We start from the raw sequence: 25,859 nt of genomic DNA on the forward strand, positions 1-25,859 counted from the left end.
AATGTCCAAGCCCTTCTACATCACCACCGCGATCAACTATCCGAACGGCCGCCCGCACATCGGGCACGCCTACGAAGCGATCGCCGCGGACGTGATCGCCCGTTTCCAGCGGACGCAGGGCCGCAACGTCTTCTTCCAGACCGGCACCGACGAGCATGGCCTCAAGATGGCCCAGGCCGCTCGCTCGGAAGGCGTGGAACCGATCGAGATGGCGGACCGAATGGTCTCCATTTTCAAGGAGATGGATGAGCTTCTCAACATTTCCTATGATCGGTTCATCCGCACCACTGAGCCAGCGCACCACAAGGCCAGCCAGGCGATCTGGCGCGCGATGGCGGACCAGGGCGACCTGTACCTGGGCCGCTACGAGGGCTGGTATTCGGTTCGGGACGAGGCCTTCTACGAGGAAGCCGAGCTGACGGCGGCCGAAGGCGGCCTGAAGCTCTCGCCGCAGGGCACGCCCGTGGAGTGGACCGTCGAGGAAAGCTGGTTTTTTCGGCTCTCGGCATATCAGGACCGCCTGCTCGCGCTCTATGCCGAGCGGCCCGACTTCATTCGTCCCGAAAGCCGCCGCAACGAGGTGCTGCGCTTCGTGGAAGGCGGCCTGCAGGATCTGTCCGTCAGCCGGACCAGCTTCGACTGGGGCGTGCCGGTTCCGGACAGCCCGGGCCACGTCATGTACGTCTGGCTTGACGCCCTGACCAACTACATCACGGGCGTCGGCTATCCCGACGGCGGCGAGCGCTGGGAGCGGTATTGGCCGGCCGACATCCACCTGATCGGCAAGGACGTGGTCCGCTTCCACGCGGTCTACTGGCCGGCCTTCCTGATGAGCGCCGGAATCGAGCTGCCGCGGCAGGTGTTCGGGCACGGCCACGTGCTGCTGCGCGGCGAGAAGATGTCCAAGAGCGCGGGGAACGTCGTTGATCCGCTTGAGATGGCACGGCGGTTCGGCACCGATGCCCTGCGCTACTTCCTCATGCGGGAGATCAGCTTCGGACAGGACGGAAGCTATTCCGACGAGGCGATCGTCACCCGCTGCAACGCAGAGCTGGCGAACAGCTTCGGCAACCTGGCGCAGCGCACCTTCTCCATGATCGTCAAGAACTTGGACGGCGTTGTTCCCTCGGCCGGAGAAGACCCCCCGGACCAGGCGCTGTTGGCCCAGGTGCGCGATGCCCTGCTCGTCACGCGGGAACGGTTCGACGCGCTGGACTTCAGCGGCGGGCTGGACGCTTGGATGAGCGCGGTCTTCGCCGGCAACGCTTACGTCGACGCTCAGGCGCCATGGGCCCTCCGCAAGACCGATCCGGCGCGCATGGCCGCGGTGCTCGGCACGCTTGCCGCCGCCGTGGAGCAGCTCACGGGCGCGGTCGTCCCTATCATTCCCCAATCGGCCGAGCGCCTGCTGGCCTATCTGGCCGAGGGCAGGGAGGCGGGCCGCCTGGCGGCTCCCCAGCCCCTGTTTCCACGGCTGGAGCTGGAGCCGGGGGCGTGACGCTGATCGACAGCCATTGCCACCTCAACTATCCGGGCCTGGTCGAGGATGAGGCCGGCGTGCTCGATCGAGCGCGCGCCCGCGGCGTCGGCGGTTTCCTGAATATCTCGACCCGGCAGCGCGAGTGGCAAAACGTTGTCTCGGCAGCCGAGCGGCACCCGGACGTATGGGCCGCGATTGGCGTCCATCCGCACGAAGCCGACCAGCACCCGGACCTCGGGGTCGACGCGCTGGTCTCGGCCGCCGCTCATCCCCGCGTCGTAGCCCTGGGTGAGTGCGGGCTCGACTACCATTACGACAAGTCGGACCGCGGCGCGCAGCAGGAGCGTTTCCGGGCGCATCTTCAAGCGGCGGCGCAAACCGGGCTGCCGGTCGTCATCCACACCCGCGACGCCGAAGAGGATACGGTCGCCATCCTGCGCGACGCACCGGGCGTGACCGGCGTCCTGCACTGTTTCACGGGTTCGCGCTGGCTGGCGGAGCAGGGGCTGGCGCTCGGCTACTTCATCTCGCTGTCCGGCATCGTCACCTTCAGGAACGCTCGCGACCTGCAGGACACGGCGAAAGTCGTGCCAGACGACAAGCTGCTGGTGGAAACGGACTCGCCCTTCCTGGCGCCGGTGCCGAACCGCGGCAAAACCTGCGAGCCCGCCTTTGTGGCCGACACGGCAGCCTTCGTGGCGGACCTGCGCGGCGTGGACTCGGCGCAGCTTGCCGACCGGACCACCGAGAATTTCTTTCGGCTGTTCCACAAGGCAGCGCCATGAAACTTCGCGTTCTTGGCTGTGGAACGTCGTCCGGCGTCCCACGGCTCGGGAACGACTGGGGCACTTGCGACCCTGCGGATCCGCGCAACAAGCGAAGCCGCGCCGCTGCGTTGCTGGAGGTCGCCGGGACACGCATCCTGATCGATTGCGGCCCCGACATGCGCGAGCAGCTGAACGCGGCCGAAATCGGCGAGGTCGACCGGGTGATCATCACCCACGATCACGCGGACCATCTGCATGGGATCGATGACCTGCGGCAGGTTGCGCATAATCGCGGCGACCAGGTGCCGGTGTTCGGGCGCCCAGAACTGGTGAACCGCATCGAGGAGCGCTTCCGCTACCTGTTCCACGGCAATGCGCTCTACCCGGCTGTCGCCCGGTTGGAGCCAATCAAAGAGGAGTGGCAACTGGGAGAGGCGCGGCTTCGCTTCTGCGATCAGCCGCACGGGCGCATAACCTCCCTCGGCATGCGCATCGACGAAGGCGGCAGGAGCCTCGCCTACGCGATCGACTTCCACACGATGAATCGGGCCATGACGTCACTCTATGACCGAGTGGACATCTGGGTCGCCGATTGCCTGCGGCGACGACCGCATCCCACCCACGCGCACCTCGATGCGGTGCTCGGCTGGGCGCGGGAGCTTCGAGTGGGCCAACTCTACCTCAGCCACCTCGACAACAGCATGGACTATGCCCAGCTTGCGGCCGAGCTGCCGGACTGGGCGGCGCCGGCGCATGACGGGTTGGAGATTGGCTGGTGAGCGGAGACGAACTGCCTAACACGTTGTACCTCGTGCTGCTGCTGATGGTGTTCGCAAGTTCGCTGGCCGCCCGGCGGCTGCCGCTGAAGCAGACGGCCCAGATGGGCTTGGCCTGGGTCGGCATCTTCGCGCTGGTGCTCAGCCTGGTCGCGTTCCGCGGCGAGTGGCGGGAGCTCGGCTTGCGCCTCAAGGGCGCCGTGACGGGCACCGAGCAGCAAGCCGTCGCGGGTCCCGGCGGCGAGCTCCGCATTCCGATGCGCGACGACGGGCACTTCTGGGTTCAGGTGGAGGTGAACGGTGTCCGCAGCAACTTCCTAGTCGATAGCGGCGCGTCCATCACGACGGTCGGCAAGGACCTGGCCGAGAGGGCTACGCTCACCCCGGGCCTGCGGGTCGCTCAAGTCGAGACGGCCAACGGCACGGTGGTCATGCACCGCGCCGATGGGTCCTTGCGGATAGGCGCGATCGCCCGCGACGAGTTCCCAGTGCTCATTGCCGACCAGCCGGGGCTGAACGTCCTGGGCATGAACTTCCTTTCGTCCCTGCGCGGATGGCGCGCGGAAGGGCGCACGCTCGTCTTGCAACCCTGATGGGCAGTCCCACCTTGGCCCGGTGATCAACGACTTGCATCTGGGTAGCCTTTATCTGCTGATGGCGTTGATGCTTGTGGCCGGTAGCCTCATGAGCCGCCGGGGGCGGTTCGGGACAACGGTAGCGATGACCATCGCCTGGGTGACCATCTTCGCTGCCGGGTTTGTGGTGTTCACTTTTCGGGATGACCTTGGCTACGTCGGCCAGCGCCTCAGGTCAGAGGCGACTGGAGCTCCGATCCAGGCTGGCCGGACCATCCGCATTCCAATGGCAATCGATGGCCACTTCTGGGTGAACGCGAAGGTCAACGGAGTGCCGGTCAAGTTCCTGATCGATAGCGGCGCAACGATGACGACCGTGGATCTGGTAACGGCCGGTGAAGTGGGGCTCGCAAAGGTGCCCGCACGGGATCAGTTGGTGCGGACGGGCAACGGCGTGATCAAGGTCGCCGTTGCGCAGGCGGACACGCTAGCCGTTGAGGATCTTGTCCGGCACGACTTTCGCATGTTCGTGGCCGGCAACGATGACATCAACGTGCTGGGGATGAACTGGTTGTCTTCGTTGAAACGCTGGAGCGTGGAAGGTCGCTGGCTGATCCTTGAGGCTTGAGCTAGGCGGCACCGAGCAGCGGTGATCCAGTACGGACTTTACATAATGGCTATTATCATACTTTTGGATTGCGACGCTTGAGCGGCTCGTTGTCTCTCCCTCCATCACAGCAGACGGCGCAACCGGACGCGTCGGAGGCGCTCCGCCGACTGGTTGCAGTCATGGCGCGGCTGCGAGATCCCGAACGCGGCTGCGAATGGGATGTGGCCCAGACCTTTGCGACGATCGCGCCGTACACCATTGAGGAAGCCTACGAGGTCGCGGATGCCATCGCGCGCAACGACCTCGAAGAGCTTCGGGCCGAACTCGGTGACCTGGCACTGCAGGTCGTGTTCCACGCGCAGATCGCCGTCGAGGCAGGACTCTTCACATTGACGGACGTGCTGAACGGCATCAGCGACAAGCTCGAGCGCCGGCATCCTCACATCTTTGGTGCGGCGGACGAAGGCGGGCACCATCTGTGGGAGCAGATCAAGGCTGAAGAGCGCGCCAGCCAGTCCGATCAGAGTGCGCTGGCGGGCGTCGCGCTGGCATTGCCGGCCCTGGAGCGGGCAGCGAAGGTGCAGAAGCGCGCCGCCCGAACCGGTTTCGACTGGCCGGACCCAAGCGGTGCGCGGGCCAAGGTCGCCGAAGAGCTGCAGGAGCTCGACGACGCAGCACCAGAGGCGCGCGAGGAAGAACTCGGCGATCTGCTGTTTGCCACCGTGAACCTCGCACGGCTCCTGAACTTAGAGCCGGAACAAGCGCTGCGAAAAGCTACGGCCAAGTTTGAGCGTCGCTTTCGCGCGATCGAAGGCAAGCCAGGTTTTGCCGCCATGACTCTGGATCAGAAGGAACAGCTTTGGGCGGCCGTCAAAGCGACTGAAAACGGGTCCAGTTCTCTGGGCTGAGCCTGACGGCAAGGTCCAGACATTCGCCATCCATGCGGCTCTCCAGGACCTCGCCCCGACTGTGCAGCCAGGCGAGTCTGCTGCCCTCGCTGGCAGGCAGGCGGATATGATGAACGATGTTGCCCTTGCTCAGGCGAGCGCCGATCTGCTCCCGAAGACTCTCGATGTTCTCCCCGGTCACGGCCGATATTGGAAACACGTCGTCGCGGCGCTCGGCCTCGGCCAGCACAGCATTCCGTTCGTCCCCGGCGAGCAGGTCCAGCTTGTTCCATAGCTCGAGCCGTGGTGGCCCCTGCCCCTCCTCAAGCCCAAGTGATGCCAGAACCGTTTCAACGTCAGCCTTCTGGGCGTCCGTGTCCGGATGAGCGATGTCGCGGACGTGGAGGATGAGGTCTGCCGAACTCACCTCTTCCAGCGTCGCCCTGAATGCCGCCACCAGTTCCGTTGGCAGGTTCGACACGAAGCCCACCGTGTCGGAGAGTATGGCCTTGTCAAAGCCGGGGATCCCAACCTCACGCATGGTTGGGTCGAGCGTGGCGAACAGCAGGTCCTCGGCGAACACCTCGGCCCGGGTCAGCCGGTTGAACAGCGTCGATTTGCCCGCATTGGTGTAGCCCACGAGTGCAATAACGGGCCAGGGCGCGCGCTGGCGACGATCACGATGGAGGCCACGAGTCCGACGAACCTGCTCCAGCTCTCGCCGGATCTTCGCCATGCGATCCCGGATCAACCGCCGGTCCGCCTCGATCTGGGTTTCACCAGGCCCACCAAGAAAGCCGAAGCCGCCGCGTTGCCTTTCGAGGTGGGTCCAGCTGCGCACCAGCCGACCTGCCTGGTAGTCAAGATGGGCAAGCTCCACCTGCAAGCGTCCTTCCGCCGTCGCGGCGCGCTCTCCAAATATCTCCAAGATCAGGCCGGTGCGGTCAATGACCTTGGCCTTTGTCCCCTCTTCCAGGCTCTTCTGCTGAACGGGCGACAGCCCCGCGTCGACCACCAGCAAGCCGGCCTCATGTTCCTCGGCGAGGCGGCCAAGCTCTTCCACCTGGCCTTTGCCGAACAGGGTCGATGGACGAGGCTGGCGGATGCGGAACGCGCGTCGACCGACCACGTCGATGCCGATGGCCTCCGCGAGGCCTTCAGCCTCCTCAAGTCGCGCTTCAACAGACCGCGCACCACCGCTGCCGCCGTCGCCGCGGTCGGGAAGGACCACCAGCGCCCGCTCGCCACGGGCTATGCCCTCTTCGCGCGAGAGGCTGAACTCACTCACTTACCGTCTCCCTGATCGTCCGCGTCGCCCAGTGGCAATGGACCATGCGGCTGAATGGTCGAAATGGCGTGCTTGTAGACCAGCTGGACCTGCCGACCGCGCCCAAGCAGCATCGAGAAACGATTGAAGGCCACGACTTCTCCTTGCAGCATTACACCATTGACCAAGAATACCGTCATGGTCTCACCGGCGCGCGTAGCGGCGGCCAGGAAGCGGTCCTGCAACGTGGTCTTCGTTGTGAGCGCCTGAGCGCCCTGGAAAGCTGCAAGGTCGAGGTCCTGCGGCGGGTCGGCCGGCAGGATCGTGGACATGGCATGCTTGTAGATCAATTGATTGATCCCATCCCGACGCAACAGCAGCGAGAACGGATCGAACCACGTGATGATGCCCTGCAGCTTGACGCCCTTAACCAGGAAAATGGTCACAGGAGTCTTTGAGCGACGTAGGCTGTTAAGGAAATGATCCTGGAGACTTAATGGCTTATCGGCCAAATCTGTGACACTTTCCTCATTCGTCGACAGGAGCTCCCTTGTCCCCGAGACCCAAGGCCTTGAGTTTGCGGTGGAGTGCCGAACGTTCCATGCCGATGAACGACGCGGTGCGGGAGATGTTGCCGGAAAAGCGCCTGATTTGAACGCGTAGATATTCTCGTTCGAAACTTTCCCGCGCTTCCCGCAGCGGCGAACCCATGATCGACAGGGTGGCGCTGTTCAGGCCTGCCGACCCTCCGCCGTCCAGCACCTCCGGCGGCAGCATGTCCACCTCGATGCGCTGGAGCCGCTCGGTCGGAGCCAAGATCACGGTGCGCTCGATGATGTTGCGCAATTGGCGGACGTTCCCGGGCCAATCGTGGGCCTGGAGGGCAGCCAGCGCCTCTTCGGACAGCGCCGGTACCGGCACTCGGCGCTCGGCGGCAAACCGGGCCAAGAAATGGCTAGCGATTTCGGCGATGTCCTCTCGTCGCTCCCGCAGCGCTGGGATGCGGACCGGAACGACGTTCAGACGATAGTATAGATCCTCACGAAAACGGCCATTGGCGATCTCCTCCTGCAGGTTGCGGGCAGTGGAAGAAAGGACGCGAACGTCAACCTTGACCGGCCGCGAGCCGCCCACGCGGGTGAAGCTCTGCTCCGTCAGCACCCGCAGGATCTTGCCCTGCGTGGTCAGCGGCATGTCCGCGATTTCGTCCAAGAACAGGGTGCCGCCATGCGCCTGCTCCAGCAGACCTGGCCGAGCGAGCCCGTCCACGTCGCTCCCGAACAACTCTTCCTCGACGCGTTCAGGTTCCATCATGGCAGCCGAAACCACGATGAAAGGCGCGATCGCGCGGGTGCTCCAGCTGTGGATGGTGCGTGCGGCGATTTCCTTGCCAACGCCGGCCGGCCCGGTGATCATCACTCGGCTGCCCGTCGGGGCGACCCGCTTCAGCGTAGCCCGGACGGTGTTGATCGCGACTGACGAGCCGTTGAGCTGCTCATCGTGCCCGGCCCGCTCGCGCAGGCTGGCGTTCTCCTTTCTCAACCGGTCGGTTTCAGTGGCCCGGCCGACTAGGTGGAGCAGTCGCTCGGCCTCGAATGGCTTTTCGATGAAGTCGATCGCGCCTTCGCGGATTGCCGCTACGGCCGTATCTAGATTGCCATGGCCGCTGATCATCAGCACCGGAAGCGACGGATCGCGCCGCTTGATCTCCTCCAGCAACTGCAGGCCGTCCAACCGCGACCCCTGCAGCCACACGTCGAGCAGCGCCAGGCTGGGCCGGCGCTCCTCGATTGCGTCCAGAGCGGCCGTGCTGTTGGCCGCGGAACGAACCGCATAGCCCTCGTCTTCCAGGACACCCGCCACGAGCTCGCGGATGTCGGCTTCGTCGTCCACAATCAGCACTTCCAGCGCCATAAGCTACTTTGGCTCCTCGTCGTCTCGAAGGGGATCGGTCGCCCGTCGTTGGTGCGCGGATGCCGCCACGCCATCCTCGCCGGTCTCCTCGGTGGTCCGCGCTGCCTCGGCCAGCAAGGCCAGGCGGTGCTTGTCGAATGCGATTCGGACGTGCGTGCCGCCGCCGGCCCTGTCGAGGAAGGCGATCTCGCCGCCATGCTCCTCAACGATCTTCTTGACGATCGCCAGGCCCAGACCGGTGCCCCGAACCCGGGTCGTCATATATGGTTCGGTCAGGCGTTCGCGTTCCTCGGGCAGGCCGATCCCAGTGTCCGTAAGGTCGAGCACAAGGCTGTCCTCGCTGTCGCGGATTGCAAGGGCGACCCGGTCGCCTTCCAGGCTATGCTCGCCCCGATTGCGGCGCGCCTCGATTGCCTCGACCGCGTTCTTGACCACGTTAGTCAGCGCCTGGGACAGCTGCCGCCGGTCGCAGATCATCCGGATGTCACCCGCCGGCGGGTTGAGTGCGAAGCTGATTCCCGGGTGCGCCACCTCGTGCAGGAACAGGCTGGTTCGCGCGATGTCATGCACATTCTCGTCGCGAAACACCGGCTTCGGCATGCGAGCGAAGTTGCTAAACTCGTCGACCATCCGGCGCAGGTCGCCGACCTGCCGAACAATTGTTTCGGTCAGGCGGCCGAAGGTCTCCGGGTCAGTCTGCACTTCCTTGCCATAGCGGCGCTGCAGGCGCTCGGCCGCGAGCTGGATGGGCGTAAGCGGATTCTTTATCTCGTGCGCGATGCGCCGGGCGATGTCGGACCAGGCGGCCCGGCGCTGATCGGCTAGCTGGTCAGTGATGTCGTCGAATGTGAGCACGTAACCGTCCGAGTAACGGACCCGGTTGACGGCGAGGGTACGCTGGCCGTGTTCGGATCGAACCAGGACGTCGGCGTTGCGCTGGTCGCCGCACAGGAACTCTTCAAGCTCGGCCGACAGCGCGCCAAGCGTCCGGCCCTCGGCGGTCTGCTCCCCATGCTGAAGCAGCGTGCTGGCCGAGCGGTTGATCAGCAGGATTCGGCGGTCCGTGTCGAGGGCGATGACGCCGGCCGTGACGCTGCCCAGCACGGCCTCGATGAAGGCGCGGCGGGTGTCCAGCTGGGTATTCACGGCCTTGAGCGCGCCGGTCTGTTCCTCCAGCCGGCCGGTCATTCGGTTGAAGGCCGCAGCTAGCACGCCGATTTCGTCGTCGGACTTCTGGATCGGCACGCGCGCCGTAAAGTCCCCCTCCTCCACCCGCCCGGCCGCATCGACTAGCGCGCCCATCGGTCGGACCAAGCGGTCGGCCAGCTTCAGCGCGCCGAGAATGCTCAGCCCAACAATGACGAGGGAGCCAAGCAGCAGCGCGGCGTTGAACCGCAGTTGATTGATCCGGCTGCGGGCGAGCAGTTCCTGATAATCGCTAAGTACGTCGTCGGCACGGCCCATCTGCTCGCGAAATTCCGGATCGAAGACGCGAGCGGCGTACAGGTAGGTGTCAGGTCCATAGTTCAGTCGGGTGAGCACGCCGACCCGATCGGGACTGCTCACCTCCACCCAAGGCTTGCCCTTGAGCTCGGCCAGCTTGGCTGCCGTCACGACGCGCTCGAGCGGACGGTCGTATGGGTTCACCAGGACAAGCGTGCGGATCACTCCGTCCGAGCCGGCGGTGAAGATGGTCGCTTCACTCAGTTCCCGCGGGAGGACCTGATAGCGCGCGAACGCGTCTCCGAAGCGCGCGTCGGTGATCGAAAGTACCGGCAGGTATTTCGCGACCAGGTCCTCAGCCATCGTGGTCGTCTCGCCCGCGACAGTTTGCACCTCCCGCTGGTAGGTGCCTCGGGCAAGTTGAACGCTGTTCTCCAGCATGCCCCGGGCCTTGTCGGAAAACCAGAATTCGAGCCCGGCCTGGAACAACAAGGAGGCGAAGATCGCCACAAGGACGGTCGGCACCGCGGCGATAACGGAGAAGATCGCCACCAGCCGCGTATGAAGCATGCCGGTACCGAGTCCGCCCTGCTCCGCCCGTCGAAGCGCCAGCCGGCGGCTGAACAGCACCATCAGGACAATGGCGGGGATAAGATTGGCCACCAGCAGGAGTGCGATCACCGGGGGCTTGAGGGTCGAGCCCGGGTCACCGCCGCGCAGAACGGTGAAGCTTATCGCCAGCATGGCCACCAGCACAAAGGCGGCAACCAGCTCCGACACTCGGTAGAAGCGCCCGTTCTCCCGCTCCTTGGCAAGCCAGCGGCGGAGGCTGGGCGGCTGCTGCTCGATGCTGCTACCGGTCGTTCGGGCGTCCATCAATAACCGCTCTAGCACGGCCCCGTTGCACAAAGAACACAGTTGTTGTGGGCGACGTTAACTTTTTTCAGGCTGCCTGGCGAGCGCACCAAGGCGCGTAGAAGTCGCGCAGCATGGCGGTGACCACCACCGGATCGTCTTGCGTGTTCACCTTGTTTCGGAACTCGGCCGAGCCCGGCAGCCCCTTGGTGTACCAGCCGATATGCTTGCGGGCGAGGTTCAGGCCAGTCTGCTTCCCGTAGAGCGACTGCATCGCCTCATACTGCTCCAGCATGACGGCCAGCTGCTCGTCCAAGCCCGGCTCCGGGCGATCTCCGCCGGCAAGGTCCGCCATCACCTGGCCGAGCAGCCACGGTCGACCATAGGCACCGCGACCGATCATGACCCCGTCGGCACCGGATTGCTGAAGCGCCTCCCGCGCGTCCTCGCGGCTGCAGATGTCGCCGTTGACGATCACCGGCAGGCTGACCGCGTCCTTGACGCGGCGGACGAAGGCCCAGTCGGCCCTGCCCTTGTACATCTGGTTGCGGGTGCGGCCGTGCACGGTGATCATCTGCGCGCCGAGGTCCTGCGCGATACGCGCGAGCTCCGGCGCGTTCAGGCTGTCGAGGTCCCATCCCATCCGCATCTTCACGGTGACTGGGATCTTCACGGCCTTAACCGTGGCCTCAATCAGGCTCGCGGCGAGCGGCAGGTCGCGCATGAGGGCCGAGCCGGCATCGCCGTTGACGACCTTTCGCACGGGACAGCCCATGTTGATGTCGATGATGGCCGCGCCGCGCTGCTCGTTAAGCCGGGCGGCCTCCGCCATCTCGTAGGGTGAGCAGCCGGCGAGTTGCAGGCTGACCGGCTCTTCCGACGGGTCCCACAGCGCCTTCTGGAGGCTCTGGCGAGTTTCGCGGATGGCTGCCTGGCTGGCGATCATCTCGCTGACAGTCAGCCCAGCGCCATAGCGTTTGACGATCTTCCGGAACGGCAGGTCGGTGACGCCGGTCATCGGCGCCAGGATAACGGGCGCGTCAATCCGGACCGGGCCGATCGCGATGGGTCTGAAGCTGGCCATGGGAGGGCGCGCCTTTACAGGAGCGGCCCGAAACGGGCAAGGCGCGCCCCGTGAGCCAGGTCACCGCCTTGATCGTCGCCGCGGGCAGCGGCAGCCGCATGGGTGGCGACTTGCCCAAGCAATACCGACTCCTCGCTGGCAAGCCGGTCCTGCGGCGGGCGGTAGAAGCGTTGATCGAGCATCCGCGGATCGATGCCGTTCGCGTGGTCATCGGCATTGGGCAGCATTCACTGGCGGCCGACGCGCTGGACGGACTCAAGGTCGGCGAGTTGATCGTCGGCGGGGCTGAGCGTGCGGACAGCGTACGCGCGGGGCTGGAGGCGATCGGGGCAGATATCGTCCTGATCCACGATGCCGCCCGCCCCTTCTGCCCGCCCGAGGTGATCGACCGATTGCTGGACGCTGTTGGCACCGCCGACGGAGCGGTGCCCGTGCTACCGGTCGCGGACACCCTGGCCAAGGGTGACCAAGAGTTGCGCGGCACGGTCAGCCGGACGCAAATGCTACGCGTGCAGACCCCGCAGGCGTACCATGCCGAGGATCTCCTCTACGCCATGGATGAGGCAGGCAAGTCGGCGGACACCGACGAGTCCACGGTTCTGCAGAACGCCGGTCTGCGCGTGGCGACAGTCACCGGAGATGAGATGCTGCACAAGCTGACAAGCGCAAGGGACTGGGAACGTGCGGAAATGATGCTCGGCGGGCAGATGGTTAGCCGTGTGGGAATGGGCTTCGATGTGCATGCCTTCAACGGGCCTGGACCGGTCGTAATGGGCGGGATCGAGATGGAGCACGAGCATGGCCTAGCCGGCCATAGCGATGCGGACGTCGTGCTTCACGCCATCACCGACGCGCTGCTGGGTGCCGCAGCGCTGGGCGACATCGGACAGCATTTCCCGCCCTCGGAGCCGCAGTGGAAGGGCGCATCGTCCGATCGCTTCCTGGTGCACGCCGCCGACCTAATCCGCGCGCGAGGCGGGGTCATCGACCATGTGGACTGCACGGTGATCTGCGAGGCACCAAAGGTTGGTCCGCATCGAGCGACGATGCGGGCACGGGTAGCGGACATCCTGGACATCGCGCAGGACCGGGTCAGCATCAAGGCGACCACTACCGAGCAGCTGGGGTTTACGGGCAGGCGCGAAGGCATCGCGGCGCAGGCGGTAGCCAGCATCCGCCTGCCCGCCTGACGTACCGTCGTGCAACGAAGCAGGTGGAAGCGGGTTTGCTGACACCGGAAGGGGTGAGACCGATGGATTACCTGCTGCCGCCTGAGCTGGTCGATAAGGCGCGTGAGATCATCGAAGCGAATCGGGCGGCGGGACGGACCATCGCACTGGCCGAAAGCTGCACGGGCGGCCTAGTCAGCGCCGCGCTGACGGAAATAGCAGGTTCGTCCGACGTGTTCCTGGCCGGCTACGTCACCTATTCCAACGAAGCGAAAATGAGTGCCTTGCACGTCAACGAGGACGTGGTCGGCACGTTCGGGGCGGTCAGCGTGGCCACGGCCTGGGCCATGGCACGCGGCGCGCTGACGACCTCAGGTGCAGACGTGGCGGTAGCGATCACCGGCATCGCTGGCCCCGGCGGTGGCTCGGCCAGCAAGCCGGTCGGCACCGTGGTGTTCGCCCGCGCCGAGCGCGAGGAGGACCCCGACAAGGTGGTGGCGGACAGCCGGCTGTTCGACGCAGCGGGCGGCCGTGCCGCCATCCGGCTTCAGGCGGCGCTTTGCGCGCTCGAGCTGCTGGAGCCGTAGAGGGCGGCTGCGCGCTGTTCGAAGGCGCCGGTCATCTTGCGCAGCGCGCGATCGAATACCTTGCCGGCGACCGCCTCGAAGATGCGGGAGCGGAAGGCGAAATCGACGGAGAAGTGGACGTCGGTCCCCTCGCCTGACGGTTCGAAGCGCCACTCGTTGTGAAGGTATTTGAGCGGGCCTTCGAGATAATCGACCTCGATCCGCTCCGGCCGGAACTTGCGGACGCGGCTGGTGAAGCGTTCCTTGAAGGCGCCAAAGCCGACGATCAGGTCGGCGATCGTCTCCGCCTCTGACGACGCGCGAATACGCACGGCGGTAACCCAGGGCAGGAACTCGTCGTAGCGCTTCACGTCGGCGACCAGCTCGAACAGCTGCTCGGGCGTATAGGGCAGATACTTGGTCTCGCTATGGCGAGGCATGGGTCGTCAGCGTGCCTTGCGGGCCAGCTGCCCCGCGCGAGCGGCTTGCATTTTCTGGAAGTCGTCTCCCGCGTGATAGCTCGACCGGGTCAGGGGTGACGCGGCGACCAGCAGGAAGCCCTTGGCCCGCGCGATCGCGGCATAGGCCTTGAACGCGTCGGGGGTCACGAACTCCTCGACGGTGGCGTGGCGCGGTGTCGGCTGGAGGTACTGACCCATGGTCAGGAAATCGATGCCGGCCGAGCGCATGTCGTCCATAACCTGGTGCACTTCGAGGCGCTGCTCGCCAAGGCCAACCATCACGCCCGACTTGGTGAAGATGGCCGGGCTGAGCCGCTTCACCTGCTCCAGCAGGCGGAGCGAGGCATAGTAACGCGCGCCGGGCCGGATAGTCGGGTAGAGCCTCGGCACTGTTTCGAGATTATGATTGTAGACGTCGGGCCCGGCATCGACGATGCGGGCGACGGCCTCCTCCGACTTATTGCGGAAGTCGGGGGTAAGGATCTCGATGGTGGTGTTCGGGGTCTCGCGGCGGAGCGCCTCGATTACCTTGACGAACTGCGACGCGCCGCCGTCCGGCAGGTCGTCGCGGTCGACGCTGGTGACGACGATATGCTCAAGGCCTAATTCGGCCGCGGCCACGGCGACATGCTGTGGCTCGAGCGGGTCGACGACGCGCGGCATGCCGGTCTTGACGTTGCAGAAGGCGCAAGCCCGGGTGCAGGTGTCGCCCAGGATCATCACGGTGGCGTGCTTCTTGGTCCAGCACTCACCGATGTTCGGGCAGGCCGCTTCCTCGCAAACGGTCGCGAGGCCGAGGTCGCGCATCAGCTTGCGGGTCTGGGAGAAGTTCTCGCCCACCGGCGCCTTGACCCGGATCCAGTCGGGCTTGCGCTGCTTCGGTGGCGTCGGGAGGGCGGCGGGAGCGTTCATCGCCGCCAGATAGCGAGTGGGGGCAGCGGGTGCCACCCCCACGCGCCGATAAGCGTCAGCTTAGCAATTGTTGTTGGGCAGGTAGACCGGCTGGCCATACTGGTCGACGTAGTAGCACTGGCCCTGCGTCGAACGATAGGTCTGACGGCCGTTCACCACCGCCCCGAGCACTGCACCGGCCAAGCCGCCGGCGATGGCGCCGGTGCCGACCTTGACCCCGGGCACCACCGCGCCGACCGCGGCTCCCGTGGCGGCACCAATGGCGGCGCCGGTCAGGGCATCCTGACCTTGGGTGCGGTTACCATTGTAGTAAGGATCGCCGTAAGCATAGCGGTCCGTAGCGCAGCCGGACAGGGTCACCCCGGTAGCCACGGCCGCAGTCATTAGAAGCTTGTTCATCGCTCACTCCTCGATGTGCTCCCCGTGCGCCTAAAAAGGCATGGCCCTACCCTTCTGTTCCGTCCTGCGGCTCGATTGCCTTGGCGCTTCTGACGTTATAGCGACGCCGGCATGTCCGAGTTCAAAGCCTTGCTGTGGGGCTACCACCGCTTCCGCGCGGGTCGCTACGAAACCGAGCGGCGCCGCTGGGAAACGCTTGCCGAGGGGCAGTCGCCGGCGGTGATGATCATCGGCTGCTCCGACAGCCGGGTCGATCCGGCCACCATCTTCGACACCGAGCCAGGCCAGGTGTTCATCTTGCGAAACGTCGCCAATCTGGTGCCGCCCTTCGAGCAGGGCAGCGGCCTTCATGGCGTCAGCGCCGCGCTGGAGTTCGGAGTCACTGCGCTCAACGTGCAGCACATCGTGGTCATGGGCCACGGCGCCTGCGGCGGCATCACCGCGGCGCTCGGCGGCCACGGCGACCCGAACCGGACCTTCATCGACAAATGGATCGGGCTGCTCGACCCGGCTGTCGAACGCGTGCGGGCCAGATCTCCCGAAGATCCGCAGCGGGCATTGGAGCTGGAAGGGGTGAAGACGAGCCTCGCCAACCTGCGCACCTTTCCGTTTGTCGCCGAACGCGAGGCTGCCGGCGAGTTGCAGCTGCATGGTTGTCATTTCGCAATCGCCGAGGGTCGGTTGTGGGAGCTGGATGAGGGCACCGGCGAGTTCCACGTGGTTGAGGACCCCGGCACCTCTGCGACCGCATGAGCCAGGAAGCGAACATCGCGCTGCTGATCGACGCGGACAATGCCTCACCCGATCACCTGGACGAAGTGCTGCTGGTGCTCGGTGAGCTGGGCACGATCAACATTCGGCGAGCTTATGGCAACTGGCAGAAAACGGCGCTGAAAGGCTGGGGGCTGCTGTCCACCGCCCATTCGATCATTCCGGTGCAGCAGTTCGACGTGGTCAAGGGCAAGTCAGCGACCGACATGCGCATGACTATCGACGCCATGGACCTGCTCTACCGCGGCCATGTCGACGGCTTTGGGATCGTCAGCAGCGATAGCGATTTTCTCCCACTCGCCCAACGCATCCGGGAAGATGGCCTGCCTGTTTATGGCTTCGGTACGTCCAAGACCCCGATCAGCTTTCAAAACAGCTGCACGCGCTTCTTCGACGTGGCGGCGCTGGCTGGCGCGGCGCGGGATGGCGGCGAGCAGGCCGGCGTGGACGAGGATCTCGTGGAGGTGCTCGGCGCGGCTTGGAAAGCGAGCAAGCGGGACGAGGATGGCTTTGCGCCACTGTCGGAGGTCGGGCAGCGGGCCAAGGCTGTGTCGTCATTCGCCGCCCGCAACTATGGGTTCGCGCGCCTCGGCGACCTGGTCCGTTCCCTGCCCAACTTCGAGGTGAAGGCAACCGGCGATGGCAAGCAGCTGGTCAGGCGGCTGCGGTAAGGGAACCGGGCCTGCCTTGCCCCGTTCGGTTGCGAAACGCACATCGACGGAGATAGAAGATGGCCGACGAGGACCGCTCCCAGGAGCTGAAGGAACTGTTCTGGAAAGAGCTCAATAGCTCGCCGTTCGTGATGATCGGCCTGCAAGGCGTCGAAGATAGTCGTACCCGCCCGTGGACGGCGCAGGTCGATACCGCCGAAGGCGCCGACAAGAAGGACGGCGGCACTATCTACTTCTTCGGTGCCAAGTCCGAAGCGCTGGTGAAGGGACTGAGCGAGACTGATCGCGCGGTCTGCACCTATGTCGCGAAGGGTCATGACCTATTCGCCCACGTTCACGGGACGCTGCACACGATCGAGGACCGCGCGCTGGTCGACAAGTTATGGAATCCATTCGTTGCCAGCTGGTACAAGGAAGGCAAAGACGACCCTGATCTCCAGCTGCTCCGCTTTGACACGGAGCGGGCCGAGATCTGGAAATCGGAGTCGGGGGCGACCTTGGTCGCGGCGGCGCTGCGGCTGGTTGGCCGGGATCCCGGCAAGGATCATCAGCGCGAGAACCAGACCGAAGTAGCACTCTAAGCGCTGTGGCCAGCGCGCCACTGGTTACCGAGGACAACATAGATTGATCTGTGTCGGGAACCCGACAACTAGTGTCGGGTTCTTGACGTGATCGGCCGAGTTGAGGCTCCCGGCCGAGTGCGAACATGGGATTTCGAATTGGCTACCGACCCAAGAGAGCGCACCCACGACGACGTGCAATGGCAGGCGGCACCTTCGGAAGATGCTGAAACGCTTGCGTCCAAGGCCGAGCGTTGCCGCCGGTTGGCGGCCGGTATCTCGGACCGGCAGGCGGCTGACGTTCTGCGCAGCATGGCTTCGCAATATGAAGAGAATGCGGCCCGGCTGAACCGCTAGGGCCGCTCGACAGTCAGCCTGGCGCTCGCTAGCCCGGCGGCATGGCCCGATCTGCCGCCCCCTCCCGCCCTTCCCGCAGCAAATCCGCGTCCGGCCGTTCATTCCCGGCCCGCGCTCTTCTGTTCGTCGCCAAACTGGTGCTCGCTCTGTTGCTGTTCAGCCTACTCTGGGTGCTGGCCTATCGCTTCATCAACCCACCACTGACGGCGACCATGGCCGGCGACATCCTCGGGGGCCGCGGGGCCACGCGCGAGTGGATGGGCATCGATCGGATCGACCGCGACATGGTGCGGGCCGCGATTGCAGCGGAGGACAGCAAGTTCTGCCGCCATAACGGCTTCGACCTGGAGGCGATCGAAGATGCGATGAAGCGCAACGCCAGCGGCGGGCGCATTCACGGCGGCTCCACCATCAGCCAGCAGACCGCCAAGAATGCCTTCCTGTGGCAGGGCGGCGGCTACGCGCGCAAGGGAGCGGAGGCCTGGTTCACCTTTCTGATTGAGCAGCTATGGGGCAAGCGGCGGATCATGGAGGTCTACCTCAATATCGCTGAAACCGGGCTTGGGACCTATGGCGTCAACGCCGGCTCCGAGCGCTATTATGGCCATGACGCGAGCGCCATGACCCGGCAGGAAGCGGCCCGGATCGCGGCTGTGCTGCCGCTGCCCAAGAAGCGCGGGGCGGCCGCGCCCAAGGGCTTCACGCGCCGCTACGGGAACAGCATCGCGGCGCGGATCGGTGTGGTGGCGCGTGATGGGCTGGACGCGTGTGTCTATGCCGGTGCCAGTGCCCCGGTCGATCGGACTCCGCCGCCGAGCAAGGCCAAGCGGACGCTTCCGGGGGAAGAATATGAGACCGCCCGCCCGTTGCCGCCGCTCAAGGATGTCGCGGACCAGCTGGGTCCTGCCCCAGCCCCACTGGAGGAGCCGAGGTCGGAGCCGGCCACCCTCGCAACCGAGGAGCCGGCCCCACTGGAGGCTTTGGACGAAGAGCAGCCGGCGCCTCCAGCGACCGCTCCTACGGAGGCGAACGGCGCTTAGCTGCAAACGCCTCGCAACAGGAACGGCGAGGCTTTCCTATCGGTTGAAGCGCCAAGTTTCCCAATAGGAGAGAGTCAATGGCGACGCGCACCGACAATCGTGAACGCAAGTCTTCGAACCGCAGCAGCAACAGCCGTAATGGCGAGCGCAGCGCCTTCAGCTTCGGCTCCGCGGGAACTTCAGGCGGCACTGCCCCACTCCTGGGCGCGCTGGCCGCCGGCGCAGCGATCGGCATCGGTGCCAATTGGGCCCGCAAATTCCTGATGCAAAAGTCGGAGTCGATCTCGGCCGGCAACGAGTGGGACGAAATCTTGAAGCTGGAGCACAGGGCGACGCTGGCGAAGTTCGACATGCTGCTGGCGACGGATGACAGCGACACCGGCAAGCGCGCTTCGCTGGTGAAGACGATCCATTATGCGCTGAACAAGCATGCGCACCAGGAGGAGCAGGTCGTCTATCCGGCGCTGCGACAGGCCAACGAAACGGTCGACGCCGACCACCTCGAGCATGAGCACGGCTACGTGAAGACCTTCCTGTACGAGCTGGAGAACATGGAAAAGGATGCGCCGGAGTTCCTCAGCCGGGTGCGCGAATTCCGCAACCTAATCGAGGAGCATGCCCGCATGGAGGAGGAACAGGTGTTCCCACGCTTTAAGCAGGCGATGAGCCCCGAGCAGGACAAGAAGATCACCATGCTGATGAACAAGGAAGGCATGAAGATGCTCTAAGCGCCCTGGCGCTTAGATCGCGAGGGGCGGAAGCGGGAGGCCGCTTCCGCCCTTTTGCTTGTCAGCCGACCAAACGAAGCGCTTCCTGCACCCCGAGGGTGACGCTGTCCGCGCCCGATACTCGCTCCAAACGAGCGACAAGTTCGGCATCAAGCAGGTAATTGCGGCCGAGCAGCAGCGTAGCGGTGCTCCCGTCGGCAAGGCCGGTCACAAGGCGGACAAGCCCGGTGCCGCCCTCCGCTTTGGCCAGCTCGGCGGCGAGCGCGGGCACCGCCGCGGGGTCATCGCACCGAATGGTCAGCTCAAGGCGGCTGCGGCGCGCAAGCTCGTCCAACGGTTGGAAGCGCTTGATCGTGACGCGGGGCTGCTCCTCACCGGGGCGGCGGTCGAGTTCCACGGTGAGCAGGCCGCAATGACCGGCTTTGGCGGCAGCTTCAACAGCGTCGGCCGCCTCATCGTCGAACACGGTGGCGTCGAACTGGCCACCGCTGTCGCTGAGCCGCGCCATGAGGAAGCGGCGGCCACGCTGAGAGGTGCGCCACCGCGCTTCTTCGACCAGGCCCGCCAACTGCGCCGTCGCGCGAGCGCCGTCCGCAGGTAGCGGCACGGCACCGAGATCCGTTGAAAGGCGGACCTTGTTGGCGGCGAGCAGGTGCTTGTGGTGATCGACCGGGTGAGCCGAGAAGTAGAAGCCGAACGAGTCACGCTCCGCCGCCATCCGCTCGGCCAGTGTCCAGTGCGCGTCGCGCGGCAGGCGGATCGGGACGATGTCGCCGCTGCCCGGTCCGCCGAACAGGCCTCCCTGCCCGCTAGTCCGCTGCTCATGCGCGCTGGCGGCGTGAGCCAGGATAGTCTCCGCGCCCGCGAAGACGGCTGCCCGATCGGGGTTGAGGCGATCAAAGGCGCCCGCCGCCGCAAGGCTTTCGAGCTGCCGTCGATTGAGCAGCCGTGGGTCGATGCGCTCAGAAAATTCGTCCAGGGCCTTGAAGGCGCCAGCGGCTTTTCGCTCGCTTACCATGTTGGCCATCGCCCCCTCCCCCACGCCCTTGAGCGCACCCAGGGCGTAGCGGACCTTCCCGTGCTCGACCGAGAAGTCGGCCTCGCTGGCGTTGACGTCCGGCGGGAGCAGTTCGAGGCCGAGGCGACGGAGGTCGTCAGCGAAGAGACAGAGCTTGTCGGTCTGGTGGATGTCGAAGCTCATGGAAGCGGCGAAGAACTCGGCCGGGTGATGTGCCTTCAGCCAGGCCGTATGGTAAGCAACCAACGCGTAAGCCGCGGCGTGGCTCTTGTTAAAACCATAACCAGCGAACTTGTCGATCAAGTCGAACAGCTCGTTCGCCTTCCCTTCCGAGATTGCCTTCTCGGCGCAGCCGGCGACAAAGCGGGCTCGCTGGGCATCCATCTCAGCTTGGATCTTCTTGCCCATGGCGCGGCGCAGCAGGTCGGCTTCGCCAAGGCTATACCCGGCCAGCACCTGCGCGGCCTGCATCACCTGTTCCTGGTAGACGAAGATCCCGTATGTTTCCTTCAGCACCTCTTCCAGGAGCGGGTGCGGGTATTCGATCGCGGCGCGGCCATTCTTGCGATCCCCGAACAGCGGGATGTTGTCCATCGGGCCTGGCCGGTACAGCGAAACCAGCGCAATGATATCGCCGAAGTTGGTGGGGCGCACCGCCGCGAGCGTGCGGCGCATGCCTTCGGATTCAAGCTGGAACACACCGACCGTGTCGCCGCGTTGGAGCAGTTCGTAGACGGCCGGGTCCTCCCAGCCGAGGGCAGAGAAGTCGACCTCGACGCCGCGTTGGCGGAGCAGGCGCTGCCCCTCCTTGAGCACGGACAGGGTCTTCAGTCCAAGGAAGTCGAACTTGACCAGCCCAGCCGCCTCGACATGCTTCATGTCGAATTGCGTGACCGGCATGTCGGAGCGGGGGTCACGGTGCAGCGGGACGAGCTCTTCGAGCGGGCGGTCCCCGATCACCACGCCGGCAGCGTGGGTGGAGGAGTGCCGCGGCAGGCCTTCGAGCTTCATCGCCAGCTCGAACAGGCGCTTGACCTGATTGTCGGTCTCAACCTCGGTGATCAGCTCCGGCACCCGGTCGCCGGGCTTCTTTGGGTCGCGGCCGAGTGCGCGGTCGAGCGTCCAGGGATCGGTTGGATGGCTCGGCACCAGCTTGGCCAGCCGGTCGACGTGGCCGTAGCTCATTTGCAGCACCCGACCAGTGTCCTTGAGCACCGCGCGAGCCTTCAGGCGTCCGAAAGTGATGATCTGCGCTACCCGGTCGCGGCCGTACTTCTGCTGGACGTAGCTGATGACCTTGTCGCGGTGCGTTTCGCAGAAATCGATGTCGAAATCGGGCATCGAAACGCGTTCCGGATTTAGGAAGCGCTCGAACAGCAGGTTGAGGGCGATCGGGTCGAGGTCTGTGATGGTCAGCGCCCACGCCACTGCCGAGCCAGCGCCTGAGCCACGACCGGGACCGACCGGGATGTCGTTGGCCTTGGCCCACTTGATGAAGTCGGCCACGATCAGGAAGTAGCCGGAAAAGCCCATGCGGCTGATGACATCGAGCTCGAAGTCGAGTCGCTGCCGATAGATCGCCGAGTCCTCGTCGCTGCGGCCGTCGAGCCGTGCTCCGAGGCCGGCATGAGCATCGCGCTTGAGCTGCTCGTCCTCGTCCTCGCTTAGGCGCGGCAGTATCGGCTTGCGCTTTGGCGCGGCCACCGCGCAGCGCTGCGCAATCACTGCCGTGTTGACGAGTGCCTCTGGCAAGTCCGCGAACAGCTCCTCCATCTGCGCGGCTGGCTTGAGCCAGGCTTCCCGGCTGGAGGTTGGGCGGTCGGCGTTGTCGACTTGCGCCGAGTTGGCGATGCACAGCAGGGCGTCGTGCGCGGGGTGGAAGTGGGGTTCCGCGTAAAGCGCGGGATTGGTCGCGACCAGCGGCAGGTCGAGCGCGTAGGCGAGATCGATCAGCGCACCTTCTGCTGCTTCCTCCGCCAGGTCGCCCCGGCGCGACAGCTCGACATAGAGCCGGTCGCCGAACAGCGCCTTAAGCTGCGCCAGCGCCTGCCGGGCGGCCTGCGCTTGGCCCTCGGCGAGCAGCCGCACAACACTCCCCTCCCCGCCCGCAGTGAGCGCGACCAATCCTTCCGCATGCCCAGCGAGCTTTTCGAAAGAAACGTGCGGGATCTGGTCGTCAGGCCGCTCCATGTGCGCCGCGGAGACCAGCCGGCAGAGATTGGCGTATCCTTCCTCGTCCTTGGCCAGCAGCACCAGCCAGTCCATCCCAGCGCCGGGGAGGTCCGCCGGTCGTGCAAGGCCAAGCGTGGCGCCGACGATCGGCTGCACGCCTTCGCCGCTGCAGTAGTCGGAAAAGGCCATGGCGGCGTAGAGACCATTGCGGTCCGTCAGCGCCGCCGCCGGAAAACCCAACTTGCGCGCCTGCTTGGCGATGTCCTTGGGCTCCATCGCTCCTTCGAGCATTGTGAAGGAAGAGAAGACCCGCAGCGGAACGAAAACCATGAGGGAGTTATAAGGGGCGCGCGCCTGAGTGGAAGCTGAAGGCCAGCACTTATCCACGTCTTTTGACGCGCATCGGAGGGCTGGCTAAAGCCCGCGCTCGCTTCACCCAACAGGAATCTTCTCCCTCATGCAGATTGTGATGATCGGCACCGGCTATGTCGGCCTCGTGTCCGGAGCCTGCTTCGCGGACTTCGGTCATCACGTGACCTGCGTTGACAAGGACGAGAGCAAGATCGCCGGCCTGCATGAAGGTCGCATGCCGATCTGGGAACCAGGGCTGGAGGCGATCGTCAGCCACAACGTCAAGCGCGGTCGCCTGGAGTTCACCACCGAGCTGAAGCCGGCGATCGACACGGCCGATGCGATCTTCATCGCCGTCGGAACGCCCGCGCGGCACGGCGATGGCCATGCGGACCTGAGCTATGTCTACGCGGCCGCGGAGGAGATCGCGCGGGCGCTGACCCGGCCGGCGGTGATCGTCACCAAATCCACCGTTCCGGTCGGCACCGGCGACGAGATCGCCCGCATCCTCCGCGCCAACAATGCGCCCGACGGGACCAGCGTCGCCTCCAACCCCGAGTTCCTGCGCGAGGGCGCCGCCATCCGCGACTTCAAGATCCCGGATCGCATTGTGGTCGGCGCGGAAGACGACCGCGCCCGCGAGGTGCTGCACGAGGTCTACCGGCCGCTGTTCCTCAACAAGGCGCCGATCCTGTTCACCGGCCGGCGCACGGCCGAGCTCATCAAGTACGCCGCCAACGCGTTCCTCGCGACCAAGATCAGCTTCATCAACGAGGTCGCCGACCTGTGCGAAGCGGTCGGCGCCGATGTGCAGGAGGTTGCCCGCGGGATCGGGCTCGACAATCGGATCGGGCCCAAGTTCCTCCACGCCGGCCCGGGCTATGGCGGCAGCTGCTTTCCCAAGGACACGCTGGCCCTGCTGCAGACGGCGGAAGCGGCCGACGTGCCGATGCGGATCGTCGGCAGCGTGGTGGCGGTCAACGACGAGCGCAAGGTGCGCATGGCGGAGCGGGTCCGCGAGGCGCTCGGCGGCAGTCTCCAGGGCAAGAAGGTCGCCGTGCTCGGCCTGACGTTCAAGCCCAACACCGACGACATGCGCGATGCGCCCAGCCTGGCGCTGATCGCCGGCCTGCAGCAGCAGGGCGCCAGGGTTGCGGCATTCGATCCGGTCGGCATCGACCACGCCCGGTCGCTGCTCCCGGGAGTCGAGTTCGCCGACGACAGCTACTCGGTCGTCGACGGCGCCGATGCGCTGGTGCTGGTCACCGAATGGGACGAATTCCGCGCGCTGGACCTGAAAGAGGTCGCGCGCCGCATGCGTGGCAACGCGCTTATCGATCTGCGCAACGTCTACGAGCCGGAGGAAGCGACGCGTGTTGGCCTGACCTACCGTGGGGTCGGACGCGCAAGCGCCGCTGTGGCCTAGCAGCTTCTGTTAAGCTGGTTGCCTTGCCGGCCGGTGCCGTTATCTGATCGGCCATGCATCGGGCCGAGCACGAGATTCTGACGGGTTGCAGGCTGTTGCCACTCATGGTTCGCGGCGACGAGCGTGGTTCGTTGGTGCCGATCGAAGCTGGCATCACCGTCCCGTTCGACGTCAAGCGGGTTTATACGGTGTTCGGGACCTTGCCGGGTGTGAGCCGGGGCTTTCATGCGCATCTTAGGCTGCAGCAGCTTGTCGTCGCGGTTTGTGGTGCGTGCACCATGATGCTGGACGATGGCAGTGAGAAGCGCGACGTTCCGTTGGACCGGCCAGACGTCGGCCTCACCATTGGCCCAATGGTCTGGCACGAGATGCACAACTTCACGCCTGACTGCGTGCTAATGGTGCTGGCTGACGCGCACTATGATGAGGCCGACTACATCCGCGACTATGACCGCTTCATGGCGCTGGTCGGGACCATTAACGCGTGACCGTACCGTTTCTGGATCTGCAGGCTGCATATCTTGAGCTGCGGGCAGAAATTGGCGAGGCAATGGACCGCGTCCTCGCCTCCGGCTGGTACGTCGGCGGGCCGGAAATCGCTGGGTTCGAGGCAGCATTTGCGGCTTATTGCGGCGCTGGACATTGCGTCGGTGTGGGCAACGGGCTTGATGCCCTGCACCTGGCGTTGCGGGCGATGAACGTCGGCTCTGGTGACGAGGTGATCGTTGCCAGCAACGGTTACATCGCGACGGTGCTGGCGGTCAGCATGGTTGGCGCCACACCGGTGCTGGTGGAGCCTGATGCGCGCACCCACAACCTTGATCCTGGGCGGGTCGAGGCGGCGCTGACGCCGCGAACCAAGGTGATCCTGCCCACCCACCTGTATGGTCAGCCAGCTGACCTTGATCCGTTGCTCGAATTAGCACGGCGGTACGGGTTGCGCCTGCTGGAGGATGCCGCACAGGCGCATGGCGCGCGCTACAAGGGTCGGCGGGTCGGCGCGCACGGCGATGCCGTCGCATGGAGCTTCTATCCCAGCAAAAACCTTGGTGCGCTGGGCGACGCGGGAGCGGTGACGACGGACGATCCGGTGCTGGCCGAACGCATCCGCACGCTTGGCAACTACGGCTCGCACCGGCGGTACGTGAACGAGGTACGGGGCGTGAACTCCCGCCTGGATCCGGTGCAGGCCGCGGTGCTGACCGTAAAGCTGCGACACCTGAACGAATGGAATGGACGTCGGGCCGTCATCGCCGGACATTACCGCACGGCATTGGCGGCGAGCGGACTGGAGCTGCCGTTCGTGCCGGACTGGGCCGACCCGGCGTGGCATCTGTTCGTCGTGCAGGCGGACGCGCGCGAGGCGCTGCAGGCAGGGCTGACCGAGGCCGGTGTGCAAAGCCTGACCCACTATCCCATTCCGCCCCACCGCCAGCAGGCCTATCGCGACCTGGCCCTGCCCGCAGGATCGCTGCCCGTCGCGGAGCGGCTGGCGCAGCGGGTGCTCAGCCTGCCGATCGGACCGCACATGAGCGCAACGCAGGTGGACGCCGTGGTCGGTGCCGTCGCAACCGCAATGCAGCGGCGGGCGGCCTGACGC

Annotated in this window: 24 protein-coding genes and 1 pseudogene; 16 read left to right on the forward strand and 9 right to left on the reverse strand. The window is 65.5% G+C overall.

The annotated features are described in order from the left end of the window. The first annotated feature begins 1 nt into the window (after position 1). The 6 genes from metG to mazG all read left to right on the forward strand — a co-directional run bounded on the left by metG (position 2) and on the right by mazG (position 5,116). Positions 2-1,498, forward strand: coding sequence for a methionine--tRNA ligase (metG, locus tag OMW55_RS06680; protein WP_264881753.1), 1,497 nt, complete (start codon positions 2-4; stop codon positions 1,496-1,498). Next, entirely contained in the window at positions 1,495-2,265 is a 771-nt protein-coding gene (locus OMW55_RS06685; protein WP_264881754.1) for a TatD family hydrolase, read from the forward strand. Before metG ends, OMW55_RS06685 begins: the two co-directional genes overlap by 4 nt. After that, on the forward strand, positions 2,262-3,026 hold the full coding sequence (locus OMW55_RS06690; RefSeq protein WP_264881755.1) for an MBL fold metallo-hydrolase: 765 nt from the start codon (positions 2,262-2,264) through the stop codon (positions 3,024-3,026). The genes OMW55_RS06685 and OMW55_RS06690 overlap by 4 nt, the downstream gene beginning before the upstream one ends. After that, positions 3,023-3,616, forward strand: coding sequence for a retropepsin-like aspartic protease family protein (locus tag OMW55_RS06695; RefSeq protein ID WP_264881756.1), 594 nt, complete (start codon positions 3,023-3,025; stop codon positions 3,614-3,616). Before OMW55_RS06690 ends, OMW55_RS06695 begins: the two co-directional genes overlap by 4 nt. A 127-nt stretch (positions 3,617-3,743) precedes the next feature. Beyond that, on the forward strand, positions 3,744-4,226 hold the full coding sequence (locus OMW55_RS06700) for a retropepsin-like aspartic protease family protein (protein WP_264881758.1): 483 nt from the start codon (positions 3,744-3,746) through the stop codon (positions 4,224-4,226). 161 nt (positions 4,227-4,387) lie between these two features. Next, entirely contained in the window at positions 4,388-5,116 is a 729-nt protein-coding gene (mazG, locus tag OMW55_RS06705; RefSeq protein WP_264881759.1) for a nucleoside triphosphate pyrophosphohydrolase, read from the forward strand. Here mazG and hflX read toward each other — a convergent pair. From hflX to dusB, 5 genes are all read right to left on the reverse strand, one after another. Continuing rightward, entirely contained in the window at positions 5,079-6,383 is a 1,305-nt protein-coding gene (hflX, locus tag OMW55_RS06710; RefSeq protein WP_264881760.1) for a GTPase HflX, read from the reverse strand. The genes mazG and hflX overlap by 38 nt on opposite strands. Continuing rightward, complete coding sequence (hfq, locus tag OMW55_RS06715) at positions 6,380-6,874, reverse strand: RNA chaperone Hfq (protein ID WP_264881761.1); 495 nt, start codon at positions 6,872-6,874, stop codon at positions 6,380-6,382. The genes hflX and hfq overlap by 4 nt, the downstream gene beginning before the upstream one ends. A gap of 16 nt (positions 6,875-6,890) precedes the next feature. Further along, positions 6,891-8,276, reverse strand: coding sequence for a nitrogen assimilation response regulator NtrX (gene ntrX / locus OMW55_RS06720; RefSeq protein WP_264881762.1), 1,386 nt, complete (start codon positions 8,274-8,276; stop codon positions 6,891-6,893). A gap of 3 nt (positions 8,277-8,279) precedes the next feature. Beyond that, positions 8,280-10,595, reverse strand: a complete 2,316-nt coding sequence (locus tag OMW55_RS06725; protein WP_264881763.1) for a sensor histidine kinase — start codon at positions 10,593-10,595, stop codon at positions 8,280-8,282. Between the two features lie 67 nt (positions 10,596-10,662). Then, positions 10,663-11,658, reverse strand: coding sequence for a tRNA dihydrouridine synthase DusB (gene dusB, locus OMW55_RS06730; RefSeq protein WP_264881764.1), 996 nt, complete (start codon positions 11,656-11,658; stop codon positions 10,663-10,665). Between the two features lie 50 nt (positions 11,659-11,708). Here dusB and OMW55_RS06735 point away from each other — a divergent pair, with 50 nt between their 5' ends. Both OMW55_RS06735 and OMW55_RS06740 read left to right on the forward strand, forming a co-directional pair. Then, on the forward strand, positions 11,709-12,848 hold the full coding sequence (locus OMW55_RS06735) for a bifunctional 2-C-methyl-D-erythritol 4-phosphate cytidylyltransferase/2-C-methyl-D-erythritol 2,4-cyclodiphosphate synthase (protein ID WP_264881766.1): 1,140 nt from the start codon (positions 11,709-11,711) through the stop codon (positions 12,846-12,848). Between the two features lie 62 nt (positions 12,849-12,910). Continuing rightward, entirely contained in the window at positions 12,911-13,414 is a 504-nt protein-coding gene (locus tag OMW55_RS06740) for a CinA family protein (RefSeq protein ID WP_264881767.1), read from the forward strand. Here the strand turns inward: OMW55_RS06740 and OMW55_RS06745 are convergent. From OMW55_RS06745 to OMW55_RS06755, 3 genes are read right to left on the reverse strand one after another with little or no spacing between them, the layout of a single operon-like run. Further along, entirely contained in the window at positions 13,375-13,833 is a 459-nt protein-coding gene (locus tag OMW55_RS06745) for a type II toxin-antitoxin system RatA family toxin (RefSeq protein WP_264881768.1), read from the reverse strand. The two genes, OMW55_RS06740 and OMW55_RS06745, sit on opposite strands and share 40 nt — an antisense overlap. Before the next feature lie 6 nt (positions 13,834-13,839). Then, a complete protein-coding gene (gene lipA, locus OMW55_RS06750; protein WP_264882036.1) occupies positions 13,840-14,766 on the reverse strand; it encodes a lipoyl synthase in 927 nt (308 codons plus the stop codon). 60 nt (positions 14,767-14,826) lie between these two features. Next, positions 14,827-15,165, reverse strand: a complete 339-nt coding sequence (locus tag OMW55_RS06755) for a hypothetical protein (RefSeq protein WP_264881769.1) — start codon at positions 15,163-15,165, stop codon at positions 14,827-14,829. A 111-nt stretch (positions 15,166-15,276) separates the two neighbouring features. Here OMW55_RS06755 and OMW55_RS06760 point away from each other — a divergent pair, with 111 nt between their 5' ends. From OMW55_RS06760 to OMW55_RS06780, 5 genes and pseudogenes are all read left to right on the forward strand, one after another. Then, positions 15,277-15,918, forward strand: a complete 642-nt coding sequence (locus OMW55_RS06760; RefSeq protein WP_264881771.1) for a carbonic anhydrase — start codon at positions 15,277-15,279, stop codon at positions 15,916-15,918. After that, the gene (locus tag OMW55_RS06765) at positions 15,915-16,607 is read left to right on the forward strand and encodes an NYN domain-containing protein (RefSeq protein WP_264881773.1); all 693 of its coding nucleotides are present in this window, start codon (positions 15,915-15,917) and stop codon (positions 16,605-16,607) included. Before OMW55_RS06760 ends, OMW55_RS06765 begins: the two co-directional genes overlap by 4 nt. Before the next feature lie 59 nt (positions 16,608-16,666). Next, positions 16,667-17,188: a pyridoxamine 5'-phosphate oxidase family protein gene (locus OMW55_RS06770; RefSeq protein ID WP_264881774.1), complete on the forward strand. Its 522-nt coding sequence runs from the start codon at positions 16,667-16,669 to the stop codon at positions 17,186-17,188. A 377-nt stretch (positions 17,189-17,565) separates the two neighbouring features. After that, positions 17,566-18,297: pseudogene (gene mtgA, locus OMW55_RS06775) on the forward strand (monofunctional biosynthetic peptidoglycan transglycosylase); the annotation flags it as partial. Between the two features lie 344 nt (positions 18,298-18,641). Beyond that, the gene (locus OMW55_RS06780; protein ID WP_264881775.1) at positions 18,642-19,292 is read left to right on the forward strand and encodes a hemerythrin domain-containing protein; all 651 of its coding nucleotides are present in this window, start codon (positions 18,642-18,644) and stop codon (positions 19,290-19,292) included. A gap of 61 nt (positions 19,293-19,353) precedes the next feature. Here OMW55_RS06780 and dnaE read toward each other — a convergent pair whose 3' ends face one another. Then, on the reverse strand, positions 19,354-22,812 hold the full coding sequence (dnaE, locus tag OMW55_RS06785; protein WP_264881777.1) for a DNA polymerase III subunit alpha: 3,459 nt from the start codon (positions 22,810-22,812) through the stop codon (positions 19,354-19,356). A 127-nt stretch (positions 22,813-22,939) separates the two neighbouring features. Between dnaE and OMW55_RS06790 the strand changes: the two genes are divergently transcribed. The 3 genes from OMW55_RS06790 to OMW55_RS06800 are packed head-to-tail and all read left to right on the forward strand — an operon-like array spanning position 22,940 to position 25,856. Beyond that, positions 22,940-24,259 (forward strand): UDP-glucose dehydrogenase family protein, encoded by a 1,320-nt coding sequence (locus OMW55_RS06790; protein WP_264881778.1) that lies wholly within the window; start codon positions 22,940-22,942, stop codon positions 24,257-24,259. A gap of 53 nt (positions 24,260-24,312) precedes the next feature. After that, complete coding sequence (locus OMW55_RS06795) at positions 24,313-24,747, forward strand: sugar 3,4-ketoisomerase (RefSeq protein ID WP_264881780.1); 435 nt, start codon at positions 24,313-24,315, stop codon at positions 24,745-24,747. Further along, on the forward strand, positions 24,744-25,856 hold the full coding sequence (locus tag OMW55_RS06800) for a DegT/DnrJ/EryC1/StrS family aminotransferase (protein ID WP_264881781.1): 1,113 nt from the start codon (positions 24,744-24,746) through the stop codon (positions 25,854-25,856). The genes OMW55_RS06795 and OMW55_RS06800 overlap by 4 nt, the downstream gene beginning before the upstream one ends. Positions 25,857-25,859: the final 3 nt, after the last annotated feature.

The sequence above is a fragment of the Sphingomonas arvum genome (assembly GCF_026013565.1).
GTDB classification, from domain to species: domain Bacteria; phylum Pseudomonadota; class Alphaproteobacteria; order Sphingomonadales; family Sphingomonadaceae; genus Sphingomicrobium; species Sphingomicrobium arvum.